At 56.0% G+C, this 16,208-nt stretch carries 14 protein-coding genes; 9 read left to right on the forward strand and 5 right to left on the reverse strand.

Annotation, left to right across the window (positions count from 1 at the left end):
- Positions 1-172 precede the first annotated feature (172 nt).
- Both F3J29_RS10815 and F3J29_RS10820 read left to right on the forward strand, forming a co-directional pair.
- Positions 173-1,591 (forward strand): glutamine synthetase family protein, encoded by a 1,419-nt coding sequence (locus F3J29_RS10815; RefSeq protein WP_166866029.1) that lies wholly within the window; start codon positions 173-175, stop codon positions 1,589-1,591.
- A gap of 42 nt (positions 1,592-1,633) precedes the next feature.
- Entirely contained in the window at positions 1,634-3,055 is a 1,422-nt protein-coding gene (locus F3J29_RS10820; RefSeq protein ID WP_166866031.1) for an alpha,alpha-trehalose-phosphate synthase (UDP-forming), read from the forward strand.
- A 726-nt stretch (positions 3,056-3,781) separates the two neighbouring features.
- On the opposite strand, the gene F3J29_RS10825 is transcribed toward F3J29_RS10820, so the two are convergent.
- Positions 3,782-4,357, reverse strand: a complete 576-nt coding sequence (locus F3J29_RS10825; RefSeq protein WP_166866033.1) for a YceI family protein — start codon at positions 4,355-4,357, stop codon at positions 3,782-3,784.
- Between the two features lie 278 nt (positions 4,358-4,635).
- Here F3J29_RS10825 and F3J29_RS10830 point away from each other — a divergent pair, with 278 nt between their 5' ends.
- Together F3J29_RS10830 and folC are read left to right on the forward strand one after the other, a co-directional pair.
- The gene (locus tag F3J29_RS10830) at positions 4,636-5,499 is read left to right on the forward strand and encodes a dioxygenase family protein (protein ID WP_166866035.1); all 864 of its coding nucleotides are present in this window, start codon (positions 4,636-4,638) and stop codon (positions 5,497-5,499) included.
- A gap of 44 nt (positions 5,500-5,543) precedes the next feature.
- The gene (folC, locus tag F3J29_RS10835) at positions 5,544-6,830 is read left to right on the forward strand and encodes a bifunctional tetrahydrofolate synthase/dihydrofolate synthase (RefSeq protein WP_502706556.1); all 1,287 of its coding nucleotides are present in this window, start codon (positions 5,544-5,546) and stop codon (positions 6,828-6,830) included.
- A gap of 75 nt (positions 6,831-6,905) precedes the next feature.
- Here folC and bglX read toward each other — a convergent pair whose 3' ends face one another.
- Positions 6,906-9,203, reverse strand: a complete 2,298-nt coding sequence (bglX, locus tag F3J29_RS10840) for a beta-glucosidase BglX (RefSeq protein ID WP_166866039.1) — start codon at positions 9,201-9,203, stop codon at positions 6,906-6,908.
- Positions 9,204-9,379: 176 nt separating this feature from the next.
- On the opposite strand from bglX, the gene dld reads away from it, so the two are divergent.
- Positions 9,380-11,113: a D-lactate dehydrogenase gene (gene dld, locus F3J29_RS10845; protein WP_166866041.1), complete on the forward strand. Its 1,734-nt coding sequence runs from the start codon at positions 9,380-9,382 to the stop codon at positions 11,111-11,113.
- Between the two features lie 113 nt (positions 11,114-11,226).
- Positions 11,227-11,781: a GNAT family N-acetyltransferase gene (locus F3J29_RS10850; RefSeq protein WP_166866043.1), complete on the forward strand. Its 555-nt coding sequence runs from the start codon at positions 11,227-11,229 to the stop codon at positions 11,779-11,781.
- On the opposite strand, the gene pbpG is transcribed toward F3J29_RS10850, so the two are convergent.
- Both pbpG and F3J29_RS10860 read right to left on the reverse strand, forming a co-directional pair.
- Positions 11,782-12,723: a D-alanyl-D-alanine endopeptidase gene (gene pbpG, locus F3J29_RS10855; RefSeq protein WP_166866045.1), complete on the reverse strand. Its 942-nt coding sequence runs from the start codon at positions 12,721-12,723 to the stop codon at positions 11,782-11,784.
- 161 nt (positions 12,724-12,884) lie between these two features.
- Positions 12,885-13,472: a Yip1 family protein gene (locus F3J29_RS10860; protein ID WP_008456316.1), complete on the reverse strand. Its 588-nt coding sequence runs from the start codon at positions 13,470-13,472 to the stop codon at positions 12,885-12,887.
- A 164-nt stretch (positions 13,473-13,636) separates the two neighbouring features.
- Here F3J29_RS10860 and F3J29_RS10865 point away from each other — a divergent pair, with 164 nt between their 5' ends.
- Positions 13,637-14,200 (forward strand): DedA family protein, encoded by a 564-nt coding sequence (locus F3J29_RS10865; RefSeq protein ID WP_039291324.1) that lies wholly within the window; start codon positions 13,637-13,639, stop codon positions 14,198-14,200.
- Here the strand turns inward: F3J29_RS10865 and F3J29_RS10870 are convergent.
- Complete coding sequence (locus tag F3J29_RS10870; RefSeq protein ID WP_166866047.1) at positions 14,197-14,766, reverse strand: TetR/AcrR family transcriptional regulator; 570 nt, start codon at positions 14,764-14,766, stop codon at positions 14,197-14,199. The genes F3J29_RS10865 and F3J29_RS10870 overlap by 4 nt on opposite strands.
- Positions 14,767-14,871: 105 nt before the next feature.
- Here F3J29_RS10870 and F3J29_RS10875 point away from each other — a divergent pair, with 105 nt between their 5' ends.
- Both F3J29_RS10875 and F3J29_RS10880 read left to right on the forward strand, forming a co-directional pair.
- Positions 14,872-15,339 (forward strand): nuclear transport factor 2 family protein, encoded by a 468-nt coding sequence (locus F3J29_RS10875; protein ID WP_166866049.1) that lies wholly within the window; start codon positions 14,872-14,874, stop codon positions 15,337-15,339.
- A 91-nt stretch (positions 15,340-15,430) separates the two neighbouring features.
- A complete protein-coding gene (locus F3J29_RS10880) occupies positions 15,431-16,168 on the forward strand; it encodes a class I SAM-dependent methyltransferase (RefSeq protein WP_166866052.1) in 738 nt (245 codons plus the stop codon).
- The last annotated feature ends 40 nt before the right edge of the window (positions 16,169-16,208 follow it).

Below are 16,208 nucleotides of genomic sequence, written 5' to 3' on the forward strand. Positions count from 1 at the left end.
GAACAAACGGGCAGCAACAAACGACCTTATGCACTCTTCAGCCGCCGGACTAAAGCCCCACACTTATTGCCATTTATACTTTTTTTACCCGCCGCTTTGGCTTTTTTACCTTCTTTTTATACGCCAGTGAATATGCTCTTTTCGTCGCCGAGAGGCTTAGAAAAAGACCGCCATGAACTCACTCATTCACCACTCACTCGTTAAAAACATTTTTACGCTTTTCGCTTTTCCGCAGGCCTCATCCAATGAAGAATCCGTCGGCCAGTCAGTGCGGAAAAAGCCAGCGGCGGAGCGAGCTAAAGAGTTTGCCGCAGAGGTGGAGCGCTACTTGCAGCGTCACCCTGATACATTGCACGTTGATATTTACCTCAATGACGTCAACGGGGCTTTTCGCGGCAAACGCATCGCGGTAGACAGCCTGCTGTCGCTCTCTGCCGGCTGTTATTTCCCGCAGTCCGTTTACGCGATGGATCATGAGGGCAAGCCGTTTAGCCAGGCCGTTGCCAGCGTGGAATACGACGAGCCAGACGGGCTTTGCCTGCCGGTGGCGGGTACGCTGCGGCCCTGCGCCCACGACCCGAAGCACAACGCGCAGCTGTTGTTAACCATGAAGCAGAGCGACGGCAGCGGCTACGCGCTGGAACCCAGAGTGGTGCTGGAAAATGTCCTGCAGAAGTTTCATTACCACGGTCTGTACCCGGTCACCGCGCCGGAAATAGAGTTTTACCTCGTCAGCAAAGCCCAGCAGGACGTGCCGGCGCAGGGCTGCTTTTATATGCCCGTCCCCTCCGATTACACCGCTTTTATTGAAGCCCTGGAGCAGGCCGCCGCCGATCAAAAGCTGCCGCTGAGCGGTATCGTCTGCGAAGCGGAAGCCGGGCAGTTTGAGCTGAACCTGAAGCATGGCAAAGACATCGTCGGCGTGTGCGAAAGCGTGCTGGCGCTGCGCCGCCTGACCAGCATCGTGGCCGATAAGTTTGGCTATCAGGCCAACTTTATGGCGAAGCCGTTTTCGCACCTCGCAGGGAATGGCCTGCATTTTCATATCAGCCTGAATGACCGCCAGGGCGACAACGTTTTCGCCTCCCCGGCGGAAAACCTGAACGAAATGACCCAGCTCTGCCTGGCGGGGATGCTGCAAACCATGCCCGCCGCCGTGGCCGTTATCGCCCCGCACGTCAACTCTTTCAGGCGGCTGCGCAAAAACCTTACCGAGCCGCTGTTCAGTTCCTGGGGCTACAACAAGCGCAGCGCCGCCTTGCGTATCCCCTGCTCTGACGACGACAACCGCCGCATTGAGTACCGCCTCGCCGGGGCCGACGTGAACCCGTATCTGGCGATGGCCGCCATTCTGACCGGCATGCTTTACGGGCTGGAAAATATCGACAGCGATACCCTAAAAAATTCGGCGCTGTTTGCCCCTGAGCTGCCGCTGTTCCAGCACGCCGCAATCGAAGAGTTTCAGCAAAACCACTACATGACCGAAAGTCTGGGAGAAGCGTTCTCCCGCCAGTGGGTGACCCACAAGCTGTCGGAACTGGCGTGGTTTGAAACTATTGTGACCCAGGAAGAAGCGGCGCTGTCCCGCTAACGTCCGTGCGCTATCAACCTGAATGCTAACCTGAGGTGATGTATGTCTCGTCTTATTATGCTGTCTAATCGCTGCGAGCCGGAACGCGGGCAGCGCGGCGATCCTCTGCTTCCGGTACTTCATGCCGTTCTGAAGAAACATTCGGGCCTGTGGTTTGGCTGGAACGGTGAAATAGCCGCAGGGAACAAGCAGAGAAAAGAGCGTTTTTTCAGCCAGCCGGGCTACCAGCAATACAGCTGGGCGCTGACCCCCAACGAGTATGACAACTTTTACCAGGGCTATATTCATCAGGTGCTGTGGCCGGTTTTCCACAATCGCCCGGATCTCATCCACTATAAAAAAGAGTATTTCACCACCTGGAAAAACTACAACCATGATGTGAAAGCGCGGGTAGCGGCCAAAATCGAGCCTGACGACCTCGTCTGGGTGCAGGACTACCATCTGCTGTTCACCGGCAAGATGCTCAAAGATGAAGGCTATACCAACCGCTGTGGTTTCTTCCTGCATCAGCCGTTCCCGCCCGGCGACGTGCTGCGTTCGGTGCCTGAACACGACAGCCTGATGCAGGCGCTGTTCAGCTACGATCTGCTCGGCTTTCAGTCGAGCGGAGATGTGAATAATTTCCTCGCCTATGCGCTGCGGTTTTACCGCGTGGAGCGGCTGGCGGATAATCTTATTCAGCTTAATGGGCACAATATCAAGCTGGGGATTTTCCCCTGCGGCGTGGATAAAACCCTGCCGCCGCTTTCGCATACCAACGCCGAAGCGGTGCGTAACTACCCTCGTCAGATTGTGATCGGTAACGACACGATCAGCGATATTAGCGGCGTGCATTGTCACCTGAATACGATGGAAACGTTTCTAAGTTCGCACCCCGAGTACCTGCGTGACGTCAGCCTGCTGCAAATTTCTGACGCTTCAAGGGGGTATTCGTGGTCAACACGCGATCTCTGCGACCAGCTTGAACACCAGTGCGCAGACATTAACGCTCGCTTTGGGGATGCCGCCTGGTACCCCATCAACTATATCCGCAACCATCTGTGCCACTCAGATTTGATTCACGCGTTTTACCGTAGCGCCCACGTGGCGATGTTCACCCCGCTTTCTGAGGGAATGAGCCTGGAGGCCAAAACCTTTGTTCTCGCGCAGGATGCCGAAGACCCCGGCGTGCTGATGCTGTCGGCCCTGACCGGCACGGCGGAACAGCTTACCGATGCGGTGTTGATCAATCCTTACGATGCCAGCGAAGCCAGCCATGCGCTCTATTCCGCGCTGACGATGCCGCTGCACGAACGTAAACGCCGGCACCAGCAGCTGCTGGCCAAGGTGGAAAGGTACGACAGCCAGTGGTGGGCCAGAGCTTTTATTGATTCGCTCAGCGCTGCGCCTGCTCCAGCGCCTGCCACAGTGATTCCTTTACGCACTTCCCACCACGGGATTTTTACGCCGCAGAATTTGTATTGATGGTCAGAGTTGGGCGCTTTGCACCACTTATATATTGTCTATTTCGGGAGAACTATTTAGCTCAGGCATAATTCCGTTCACCCGTAGATCTGTTTCCCCTTTACGTCCAGAGCACGGTGAACGTGTCAGGGGGCATTACGCCATGCCCCCTGACAACCCCTGGCGCCCGGCGAGCTCATCGCCGCTGAAGCGGTAAACCCACCGGCTATCACCCAAACATTCGGGGTCGTTCGCGATTCGTTCCCGACGATCGCTCTCTTTCGCTGCTCCCGACAGCTCAACCCCGCCTGAGTTGGGTCATAACCGGGGGCGCTGAGAGCCGGGAACAAGGGCGTGGCTGTGGAACTTTCAGCAACGTTAACGTCCCGTGTGGCTGCGGGTTAAAAGCGAGGCTCGGTTCCGGCTTAAATCGCCTGCGTTTTCTCTCCGACTGGCCAGGGTCCGGACGTCGGGAACGGCCGGAGGCTGAGAGCGTCGGGAACGCATCTCAGCCGACCTGGGACTGGGAGATAAAACGGAGGTCTGCCGCTTCAGCGGTCGATTTATTTGGCCGGGAGTCCGGGTTCTTAGGGGAGTGACGGTGACTCCCCTAAGACGTTCACCGGTGAAGGCGCTACAGATAAAACAGGGCTGGAAGTGAACGGAACCTTAGCTGACTCTGCATAAATAGAGATTTTTCTGGCAAAAATACTCCCTGGCCAATCCCCTGCCACAGCAGATATGCTCCTAACCAGCCAGACTAACCCTCGCGCGAATTTTAATCTCAATCGCAATACTGTCATCCACCACGGCCTCAAATTTATCCATATTAAAAGCGGCGCGGGAGATAACCGTTGTGGCACGTAACGAGAGGGTATTTTGGCCTGAAGCCGATCCGGATGCGTTATCCAGACTCGCCGCCAACACCACCGGACGCTGAATATTTTTTACCTGCAGCAGGCCGAAAATACGGTAATGCCCTGCGCCCAGAGCCACAACTCTGGTGCTGGTAAACGTGAGCGTCGGATAATGTGCGGTATCAAAGAATAGCCCGCCCTGCAGCTGATAAGTCAGCAGGCTGTTTGAAGCCTGAAGCGTCGCGGCGGGGATACGCACGCTGATGCTGTCACGCAAGTCACTTCCTACATCCAGCAAAAGTGAGCCTGTAACACCGTCGAGGTGCGCCTGAGAAGTCCCGCCAAACGCGTGCCATGAAAGTTCTATCGCCGTTTGCGGCGTAAGGACGCTGTAGCTTTCCGGTGCGGCATAAAGCCAGGGGCTAATCGAGAGACCGAGGATTATTTTGAGAAGAATACGAAGCATGGAGTATTTCCGGTAGCGGACATACTCAGCTAACGTTTCACTGTCGCATTTTATTCATTTTAATTTTTATTAATTTTTTGTTGATGCAATAAACTATAAAAATCAGACAAAACCGCAAAGCTAGACGTCTAACCCCTTAATAACCCCACAAAAACAATTAAACCAAAATTAATACACTTCATTACATTAATTCCAGAGTGAGATATTTAAAGTTTAAAAAGTCAGTGTCACATTGTGGGTCCCTCACCCTACGCCTCGTGGCAGCGAGACATAATAAAATGTTAAACATTGATGATAAGAATATTACCCAGGCCGTGCTCTCCAACATTTCAATTCCCACCAGCGACCGTATGCACACGATTTTTACCGGCCTGATCGAGCATTTGCACTCTTTCGCCCGGGAGGTTCAGCTGACGGAACAAGAATGGGAGAAAGGCATTGAATTTCTTACCCAGGTTGGAAAATATTGCAGCCCCGAGCGCCAGGAGTTTATTTTGCTTTCCGATGTGCTGGGATTATCTTCTTTGGTCATTGCGCAAAATAATCGCAAACCCGCCGGATGCACGGAATCCACCGTATTTGGGCCTTTTCATGTTGCAGAAGCCCCGCAGCTTGAACCGGGAGACGATTTTTCTCAGGGCGCGCCGGGCACACCGTGGTTTGTAAAAGGCAAAGTCATCGGGATCGGCGGGGAAAGCGTCGCCAACGCAACGATTGATATCTGGCATGCCGACGGCGAGGGCCAATACGATGTGCAGACATCGGATGTTCACGGACTTCGCTGTCGCGGTGTCCTGAAGGCAGACTCACAGGGAGAGTTCTTCTTCAGAACCGTGGTTCCTGAAGCTTACGAGATCCCCAGAGACGGCCCGGTTGGCCGCCTGCTCGCCGCCCAGGGGAGGGCCGCGTGGCGCCCGGCGCACCTGCACTTCATGATCAACGCCGGGGGATACCAGCGTTTAATTACGCATATCTTCAATAAAGAGGATGAATACCTCAATTCGGACAGCGTATTTGGCGTCAGAGCCTCATTGATTGCCGACTGGGTTAAGCACGCGCCGGGCATAGCGCCTGACGGTACGTTTTGCCCGCAATCTTTCTGCACCCTGGACTTCAATTTCGTCCTGAACCCGGCCAGCTAAAGCGGCCCCCCATCCCGCAGAGTTTAGTTTTAACCAAGGAATATTTGATGAGCAACCGCACCCACATACCCGATCTCACCGCAGACTTACCCCGCTGGCTGGCCTATATCGACAGCCTACATTCACAGGTCATTGATATGGGCCTGGACAGAATAAAGGACGTCGCGGCCAAACTGAATATCTTACAGCCCGCCCCTTTTGTCTTTTTAGTCGGCGGAACCAACGGGAAAGGCACCACCTGTCATACCCTTGAAAAAGTACTGATGCTGTCAGGGCACAAAGTGGGCGTCTTCAGCTCACCCCACATGATTCATTATAAAGAGACCGTGCGCATTCAGGGCCAGGAGCTGTCGGATGCCGCCCACATTGCTGCCTTTGTTGAAATTGAAAAAGCACGAGAGGCCACTACGCTCACGCCTTTTGAGTTCAATACGCTGGGCGCATTCTGCCTGATGAAATGGGCTCAGGTTGATGTCGCCATCATTGAGGTTGGCATGGGCGGCCGGGACGATGCGACCAACATTCTCACCCCCAATGTCTCCGTGATTACCAACGTAGCGCTTGACCACGAAGACTGGCTGGGGAAAGGCACCGAAGCCATCGGCGAAATCAAAGCGGGCATCTTCCGCCCCGGACGTCCGGCGGTGATTGGGCAAGTTCAGGCACCGGCATCATTGCTCCGCTATGCCGAACAGATTGGCGCGATTCCCCATCAGCGCGGGGTCAACTGGCAGGTAACCGAACGCGGAGAGGCATGGGCGTTTAGCGATAACCTCGGCGAAATTGCGCCGCTGAGCCAGCCTAAAATGCCACGCGATAACGTGGCTACCGCCGTCGCGGCCCTGCTCATCAGCGGGCTTAAATTTGATCTTACCGCGTTGAACGACGTCATTGATAAGGCCAATTTGCCGGGCCGTTTTCAAGTCATTCCCCATCAACCGACGGTGATTTTAGATGTGGCGCATAACCCGCATGCAGCGGCATATTTGGCGGAAAGATTGCGTAGCTTCCCCAAAAAGGGAAAATACCTTTTCGTCATTGGGATGCTTATTAATAAAGATATTAAAGGCACTCTTGAGCAGTTAAAAAATCTCACCGAAGAGTGGTATTGCTGTGGTATTCAGGCGGGTCCCAGAAGCTCTAAGGCTGAAGATATTGCTCAATATCTACCGCAGGCAAAACGCTTCCCGGATATTTTATCCGGCTGGGAAGCGGCCAGCAATGACGCCAGTGCGGACGATGTGATTGTCGTTTGTGGGTCATTCTATTCTGTTGCACCAGTCTTAAACGATATAAATATGGCCACCGAATATAATCAGGGAATACGCTAATTTTCGGCTAAGCATTCATTACACCTAAAAAAACAGCCACCTTTAAAGGTGGCTGTATTCTAGTGATTCCCAGCTTTATTTCAGCTCAAATTCACCCTGCTGCACGCGGGCGGAATCCAGGCCGATAAACACGTTGAACTTGCCCGGCTCAGCATCGTACTTCATCTTCGCGTTCCAGAACTTCAGGGCGCTGATGTCGATGGGGAAGCTGACCGTCTGGCTTTCACCCGCTTTCAGCGCCACTTTCTTAAAGCCTTTCAGCTCTTTCACCGGGCGGCTCATGGAAGCGGTCACGTCCTGCAGGTACATCTGCACCACGGTTTCCCCTGCGCGGTCGCCGGTGTTGGTCACGGTGACGGAGGCTTCAACTTTGCCGTCGCGCTTCATGGTCGGGGCGGAAAGCTTCACGTCCCCCACTTTAAAGGTGGTGTAGCTCAGCCCGTAGCCAAACGGATACAGCGGCCCGTTGGCTTCATCAAAGTAGCGGGAGGTGTATTTGTTTGGTTTTTCCGGATTGTACGGGCGGCCGGTATTCAGGTGGCTGTAGTACGTCGGAATTTGCCCCACGGAGCGCGGGAAGGACATCGGCAGTTTGCCGGACGGGTTGTAGTCGCCGAACAGGATATCAGCGACGGCGTTACCGCCTTCCGTGCCGCCGTACCAGGCTTCCAGCATCGCATCCGCCTGCTGATCTTCTTTTACCAAGGCCAGAGGACGACCGTTCATCAGCACCAGCACCAGCGGTTTACCGGTGGCTTTCAGGGCGGCAATCAGGTCACGCTGGCTCTGCGGCAGCGTCAGGTTGGTGCGGCTGGAGGCTTCATGCGCCATGCCCTGGGCTTCACCCACCACGGCGACCACTACATCGGAATTTTTCGCCGTCTTCACCGCTTCGTCGATCATCGCCTGCGGCGTGCGCGGGTCAACGGTGACCGCCGGTTCGTACTGGTTCAGGAACTCGACGATATCTTTTTCATCCGTAACGTTCGCACCCTTCGCAAACACCACTTTGCCCTGCTGGCCTACGGCATTTTTAATGCCCTCCAGCGGCGTGACGGACTGCGCGGCTACGCCTGCGGCAGACCAGCTGCCCATCGCGTCACGCTTGCTGTCCGCCAGGGGACCAATCACCGCAATGGTGGAGGTCTTTTTCAGCGGCAGAGTCTGCAGGCGGTTTTTCAGCAGCACCATGCTTTCACGCGCCACTTCACGCGCTTCTTTGCGGTGCAGGCGGCTTTCAGCGTTGGTATCTACCGGGTCAGAGTCCTTCGGCCCGAGGTGACTGTACGGATCGTTGAACAGCCCCATGTCGTATTTGACGTTCAGCACGTGGCGAGCGGCGTCATCCAGCTCTTTCATCGGCACCGCACCGCTTTTCACCAGCTCCGGCAGGTACTTGCTGTAATACTCGTCGCTCATGCTCATGTTGATGCCGGAATTGAGCGCAATGCGCACCGCATCTTTCGGGTCGCTGGCTACCCCGTGCTTGATAAGCTCTTTGATCGCGCCGTGATCGGAGATGGTGATGCCTTTGAATTTCCATTCGTCGCGCAGCAAATCCTTCAGCAACCAGCTGTCGGCGGAAGCCGGCGTACCGTTCAGGGAATTCAGCGCTACCATCACGCCGCCGCTGCCCGCGTCCAGCGCGGCTTTGTACGGCGGCATGTAGTCGTTGAACAGGCGCTGCGGGCTCATGTCGACGGTGTTGTACTCTTTCCCGCCCTCGACCGCGCCATAGGCGGCGAAGTGTTTCACGCTGGTCATCACCGAGTAGCGATCCGCCGGGCTTTTGCCCTGCATCGCTTCCACCATGGTGCGCCCCATAATCGAGGTCAGGTAGGTGTCTTCCCCAAAGCCTTCGGACACGCGGCCCCAGCGCGGATCGCGCGAGACATCCACCATCGGCGCCCAGGTCATGTTCAGGCCGTCATCGGCGGCTTCCCAGGCGGAAATGCGCCCCACGGTTTTGACCGCATCGAGATTGAACGAGGACGCCAGGCCAAGGCTTATCGGGAACACGGTACGCTGGCCGTGCACCACATCATAGGCGAAGAAGAGAGGGATTTTCAGGCGGCTGAGCTGCATCACCTGGTCCTGCATGGTGCGGATATCCTGGCGGGTCACGGTGTTGAAAATGGCCCCCACCTGCCCGGCTTTAATCATTTCGCGGATGGCTTCTTTCGGGTTATCCGGGCCGACGCTTATCAAACGCAGCTGACCGATTTTTTCATCGGTGGTCATTTTTTTCAGCAGGTCGGTGACGTAGGCATCACGCGCTTCCGGCGTTAAAGGGTGCGGGCCAAACATTTCGTCGGCCAGCGCAGGCTGTAGCGCCAGGCTGACGGCAATCCCTACAGAACAGAGCCATTTCATCGGATTCACTCTCACAAGCTTTTGTTAAGGCGTGCAGTTTGCCACATCGCCATCACGGTAAGAAGAGCGTAGCAAAGCCCGGCTGCTGATTTCGCAGAGATTTCCTCGTTACGCTCACGTTTTTCGGCGCTATGCTTAACGACAGGCTTTTTGATGCCACCACAAGGAGTGGATCCATGTCTGTTTTGATGAATTCCGATAATAAAACGCTGATAAACGAACTCTCTCGCCACGTTGGCTCGCACCATGTTTTAACCGACCCGGCCAAAACGGCCCGCTACCGCAAAGGCTTCCGTTCCGGCCAGGGGGAAGCGCTGGCCGTGGTGTTCCCGGGCTCCCTGCTGGAGCTGTGGCGCGTATTAAGCGCCTGCGTCGCGGCGGATAAAATCATTATTATGCAGGCCGCCAACACCGGCCTGACCGAAGGTTCGACGCCAAGCGGCAGCGACTACGATCGCGATATTGTGATTATCAGTACGCTGCGCCTCGACAAGCTGCATCTGCTGGATAAGGGCGAGCAGGTGCTGGCGTATCCAGGCACCACGCTCTATTCGCTGGAAAAAGCGCTGAAACCGCTCGGGCGCGAACCGCATTCGGTGATTGGATCATCCTGTATTGGCGCTTCGGTAATCGGCGGGATTTGCAATAACTCGGGCGGGTCACTGGTGCAACGCGGCCCGGCATACACCGAGATGTCGCTTTTCGCGCGCATTGATGAAAGCGGCAAGCTGCAGCTGGTGAACCATCTTGGGATTAACCTCGGCACCACGCCGGAACAAATTCTCGGCACGCTCGACGATGAGCGCGTGAAAGACAGCGACGTGCAGCACGATGGCCGCCACGCTCACGACCACGATTATGTCACCCGCGTGCGCGACGTGGAGGCCGACACCCCCGCGCGCTACAACGCAGACCCGGATCGCCTGTTTGAATCTTCCGGCTGCGCGGGCAAACTGGCGGTCTTCGCGGTACGCCTCGACACCTTCCCGGCGGAAAAACGCCAGCAGGTGTTTTACATCGGCACCAGCCAGCCCGGCGTGCTGGGCGAAATCCGCCGCCACATTCTGGCCAACTTCGAAAACCTGCCGGTCGCCGGGGAGTATATGCACCGCGATATTTACGACATCGCGGAGAAATACGGCAAAGACACGTTCCTGATGATCGACAAGCTTGGCACCGACAAAATGCCGTTCTTCTTCACCATGAAGGGGCGCACCGACGCGATACTCGACAAAGTTCCGCTGTTCAAGCCGCACTTTACCGACCGCTTTATGCAGAAGCTCGGCGGCGTTTTCCCGGCGCACCTGCCGGAACGAATGAAAACCTGGCGCGATAAATATCCACATCACCTGCTGCTGAAAATGGCCGGGGACGGGATCGATGAAGCCAAGGCGTGGCTGAGCGACTATTTTAAAACTGCCGAAGGTGACTTTTTCGTTTGTACTGCGGAAGAAGGCAGTAAAGCCTTCCTGCACCGCTTTGCCGCCGCCGGAGCCGCCATTCGCTATCACGCCGTGCATGCGGATGAAGTGGAAGATATTCTGGCGCTGGATATCGCGCTGCGCCGCAACGACGAAGACTGGTTCGAAGCGCTGCCGCCGGAGATCGGCGATAAACTTATCCACCGCCTTTATTACGGCCACTTTATGTGCCATGTCTTCCACCAGGATTACATCGTCAAAAAAGGCGTGGACGTGCACGAGCTGAAAGAGCAGATGCTGGCGCTATTGCACGAACGCGGGGCGCAGTATCCCGCCGAGCATAACGTCGGCCATCTCTACAAAGCGCCGGAAACGCTGAAGCAGTTCTACAAGGCCAACGACCCGACCAACAGCATGAATCCAGGGATAGGCAAAACGACCCGGCGTAAAGGCTGGGCCGAGGACAATAACGTGGAGGAGCACGGCTGACGGAGATAAGTTTCTCCTATGACGGGCAAGCTATGTTTCACGCTTTTTTGGGCATAGATTAATGAAGCAGGGTGAAGGCTATCTTCACCCTTTTTCTGCCCAAGGAGCGAAAGATGTCCGCAGTAGAAACTCTGCCTTTCCCTGCCCTACTCATCAGGGAAGCCCTCCCCGACGATATAACCAGCATTACAACGATTTATGCCTGGCACGTGCTGCACGGCAAAGGATCGTTCGAAGAAATCCCGCCGGATGTAAAACAGATGGCCGAGCGGCTGACGGCGGTTCGCGCTCATGGCCTGCCGTGGCTGGTTGCGGTGATTGACTCTCAGGTGGTTGGCTACTGCTACGCCACGGTGTACCGCCCTCGCCCCGGCTACCGCTACACGGTAGAAGATTCGGTGTATATCGACGCCGCTATGACCGGACGCGGCATTGGCAAAGCCCTGTTGAGCCAGCTCATCGCGCTGTGCGAAAAAGGGCCCTGGCGGCAGATGATTGCGGTGATTGGCGACGGGGAAAATAATACCGGATCGTGCAAATTGCACAGCCAGCACGGGTTTGAAACCGTCGGATGTTTACGAAGCGTTGGCTTTAAGCTGGGTGACTGGCGGGACACGGTGATGATGCAGCGCCCCCTCAACGGTGGAGACGGGACGCTGCCGGACTGATTACTCTTCTTCTGAACCTGCTGCGGTGTTGCTGGCCATTTGCGCCGCTTTAGAGCGCTTGTAGCTTAACGCTGCCGCCGGAACAGGGGTTACTTTACCGGTTTCCAGGAAGGAACGCAGGCGGTTGGCGTCGGCGAAATGGGTGTATTTCCCGAACGCGTCCAGCACCACCAGCGCCACTGGGCGGCCGTTGATGACCGTACGCATTACCAGGCAGTGGCCTGCGTTATTGGTAAAGCCAGTCTTCGTCAGCTGAATATTCCAGTTTTCACGGTACACCAGATGGTTGGTATTGCGGAACGGCAGCGTATAAGCCGGGTTGCGGAAGGTCGCCATATCCTCATGCGTGGTGCTGAGCTGGCCCAGCAGAGGGTATTTCTGCGTCGCCACCAGCAGTTTGGTCAGATCGCTCGCGGTTGAGACGTTTTCAATCGACAGGCCGGTCGGCTCCACATAACGGGTGTGGGTCATGCCGAGAGACTTGGCCTTCGCATTCATCGCGCGGATAAACGCATCGTAGCCGCCAGGATAGTGATGCGCCAGGCTCGCCGCCGCGCGGTTTTCTGACGACATCAGCGCCAGCAGCATCATGTTTTTGCGGCTGATTTCGCTGTTCAGACGAACGCGGGAGTAAACACCTTTCATTTCAGGCGTGTGGCTGATGTCCACTTTCAGCATTTCATCCATCGGCAGATGGGCGTCCAGCACCACCATCGCGGTCATCAGCTTGGTGATGGAGGCAATAGGACGAACCAGATCCGGATGGCTGGAATAGAGAATCTTGTTGGTTTGCAGATCGACAATCATGGCGCTGCCGGAGGCAATCTCCTGACCGGCGCTGGCCGCGTGGGTGGCGACCTTACTGGCTTCTGCCTGCGGGGCAAAAGGCACAGTCATCATCAGCGCAAGGCTGAACAACGATAAACGGATTTTTGTCGGCATGGTGACACTTCTGTAATGATTCCGGAAAAGTAGAGGCTCACCGCAAAGCGTCATCGGGATGACATAAACGTGCGGGGCGCCGGAATCATACTCCGGCGCCCCGCTTGACTGCCAGTTAAGAATCGTAACGTTATATCAAAACTGTCTGTTAATTCGCCTCGTCAGAACAAACGGTAGCCATAACCCCACAGAATTACCGCGACGGCCAGCAGCACTTCCAGTACCAGCACGCCAATGGCCAGGGTTGAGCTGGAAAAACTCATCCCCTCTTCTTTGTCGATGCCAAGGAAGTCTGGCACGCCGACGTAGAGCAGATAGCCGGTGTAGACCAGCGCCAGGGCGCCCACCGCCACGCACAGCCAGACCAGCGGATAAAGCGCCACAATCCCGCTTAAGAACAGCGGCGTGGCCACGTAGCCAGCAAAGACCATGCAGCGGGCAAGCGACGGACGCTGCGGATAGTTACGCGCCATCCACCAGATAACCCGCCCCATTACCGCGACGCCGCCCAGCATCAGGGCGTAGAAAAGAATGCCCAGATACAGGCCGGTAAACATAGAGAGCTGAACGTAGGTGCCGTCCCCGAAGTTCCAGCCGATTTGCGTGGTGCCGATAAACGCGCAGATGACGGGAATGGCCGCCATCAACAGCACATGGTGAGTGTAGTGATGCGAGACGGACTCGTTCTCGCGCTTAATTTCCTGCATTTCCCGATTAGGATGGGAAAACAATCCCCAGACATGGCTCATACAACCTCCGGACCTGCGGCGCAAATGCTTGCGATACTCCAAGTATAATTCACCTTCAGGTTATTATTTAACCAGACGAAAAATATCTCTGATTCTGTACAAGCCCGGCGGCGATGAGTTGTATGCTTTAGGTAAGTATTTTACATGGAGGAGAGTCCAGCTTAATGGATATCAATGGCTTAATAGAACAGTATGGCTACGCCGCGCTGATCATCGGCAGTATGGCAGAGGGGGAAACCATTACCCTTTTAGGCGGCGTGGCCGCACATCAGGGGCTTTTAACTTTCCCGCTGGTGGTGCTGTCCGTCGCGCTGGGCGGCATGATTGGCGATCAGGTGCTGTTCCTGGTCGGCAGGCATTTCGGCAGCGCCCTGCTGGCTCGCTTTAAAAAGCATCAAAAGAAAGTGGCCAAGGCGCAGGCGCTGATCAACCGCCACCCGTATTTGTTTGTGATTGGCAGCCGCTTTATGTACGGGTTTCGCATCGTCGGGCCGATTATCATCGGCGCCAGCAAGCTACCGCCAAAGCTGTTTATTCCGCTGAATATCTGCGGCGCCATTTTGTGGGCCACGCTGTTTACAACGCTTGGCTATCTCGGGGGCGAAGTCGTCGGCCCGTGGCTGCACAGCCTGGATACGCATCTGCGCCACTGGATTTGGCTTATTGTTGCCGTGGTGCTGGTCGTGGCCGTCCGGCTGTGGTTCAAACATCGGCAAAAAGAGGATTAATCCTCGGCTGCGGGCAGCAAAGACAGCCACGCCCGCAGCAGCAGAAGCGCCTCTTCGCCGCTGCCATCGCGCTGGGCTTTGACTATCGCCCCGTCAATCACCAGCGCCAGCATTTCGGCCTGCTGTCTACCGCCGGCGTTATCGGGCAAATAGCCTGCCAGGCATTCCACCATCGCCTGCTTATGGGCCCGGGCAATCGGCAGCGTGTCCGGCAACGCCTCGGCCATTTCCACCGCCGAGTTGATAAACGCACAGCCGCGAAATGCCTCGTCGTCAAACCAGTTTTGCAAGGTGGCCGCTAACGCTTCCATCACCCCTTTCCCTTCTCCGGTTTGCGCTTCCAGCGTGCGGCTAAACCACGTCATCCAGCGCTGATGGCGGTAATCCAGAAAGGCACGGATCAGGTCGTCTTTGGCCGGGAAATGCCGGTAGAAGGTCACTTTGGTGACGCCGGCTTCTTTGATGATTCGGTCTATGCCCGTGGCACGAATACCGTCGCGGTAAAACAAATTGTGCGCGGTGTGCAAAATACGGTCGCGGGCACCGGGGGTCGCAGCAGTAGACATGATTTCTCCTGTTAAAAATCTATCATGACGTATGTAGACAAATCTGTCTACCCAGGATAGCCTAAAAGAGTAGACAGACCTGTCTACATCTCACAGGAGAAGACCATGACAGTAAAACCCCCGGTTCCCCCGTTTACGATCGAGACGGCAAAACAAAAAGTTCGCCTGGCGGAGGACGCCTGGAACAGCCGCGATCCTGAACGCGTCTCGCAGGTTTACGCCCTGAATACCCACTGGCGCAACCGCGCCGAGTTTGTTGCTGGCCGTGAAGCCGTCGTCGGCTTTTTAACCCGCAAATGGCAGCGGGAGCTGGACTACCGGCTGATCAAAGAGATCTGGGCACACGACGGGAACCGCATTGCGGTGCGCTTCGCCTACGAATGGCACGATGATTCCGGCAACTGGTTCCGCAGCTTTGGCAACGAAAACTGGGAATTTGATGAACAGGGCCTGATGATTAACCGCCACGCCTGTATCAACGACACGCCAATCAAAGAGAGCGAGCGTGCCTTTTTCTGGCCGCTGGGCCGCCGCCCGGACGATCATCCTGAGCTCAGTTATTTCGGTTTTTAACGGTTTTGCCGCCGGAGCCGGTTTTCTTTCCGGCGGCGTCGCGTCTAAAATTCCTGCTGGCCAATGATGGCCTTAGTCATTAAGAGGATTTATGACGCAAAATATCTATGACGACCCGGCCTTTTTTGCCGGCTATGCCACGCTGGACCGCTCTGTTAAAGGTCTGGATGGCGCGCCTGAATGGGCAAAAGTTCAGGCGATGCTGCCGCCACTGGCGGGCAAGCAGGTGCTGGATTTAGGCTGCGGCTACGGCTGGTTTTGCCGCTATGCAAGAGATGCCGGCGCGGCAAAAACAGTCGGGCTGGATGTATCGACGCTCATGCTTGCCAAAGCCCGTGAAATGACCGAAGGCCCCGGGATCGAATATCGCCTGGAAGATCTTTCCGCCCTGCAACTGCCGGCAAACAGTATCGATCTGGCCTACAGTTCGCTGGCGCTTCACTACCTGGAAGACATTCGCCCGCTGTTTGCCACGCTTGAACAGGCGCTGGTACCGGGCGGCAAGCTGGTCTTTACCGCCGAGCACCCGATCTATACCGCCCCCGCGACGCAGGCCTGGCTGCAGGATCGAGCCGGGCAACGCAGCTGGCCGGTGAATCATTATCAGCAGGAAGGCGAGCGTCTCAGCAACTGGTTTGCCGAAGGCGTGAAGAAGCAGCACCGCAAGCTGGCCACCTGGATTAATGCCCTGATTGAAAGCGGCTTTGTGATTGAAAAGCTCGACGAATGGGGCCCGGAGGCCGAACAAATTGCCCTCAACCCCGGGCTGGCAGAAGAGGCCGAACGGCCAATGATCTTCCTGCTTGCGGCCGCTAAACCCCAGCGTTAAATCTTAGCCGCCCTTTTTTCTTAATTTTTCCGTCTTCGGG

It is taken from the genome of Enterobacter sp. Cy-643, assembly GCF_011752815.1.
GTDB lineage: Bacteria > Pseudomonadota > Gammaproteobacteria > Enterobacterales > Enterobacteriaceae > Cedecea.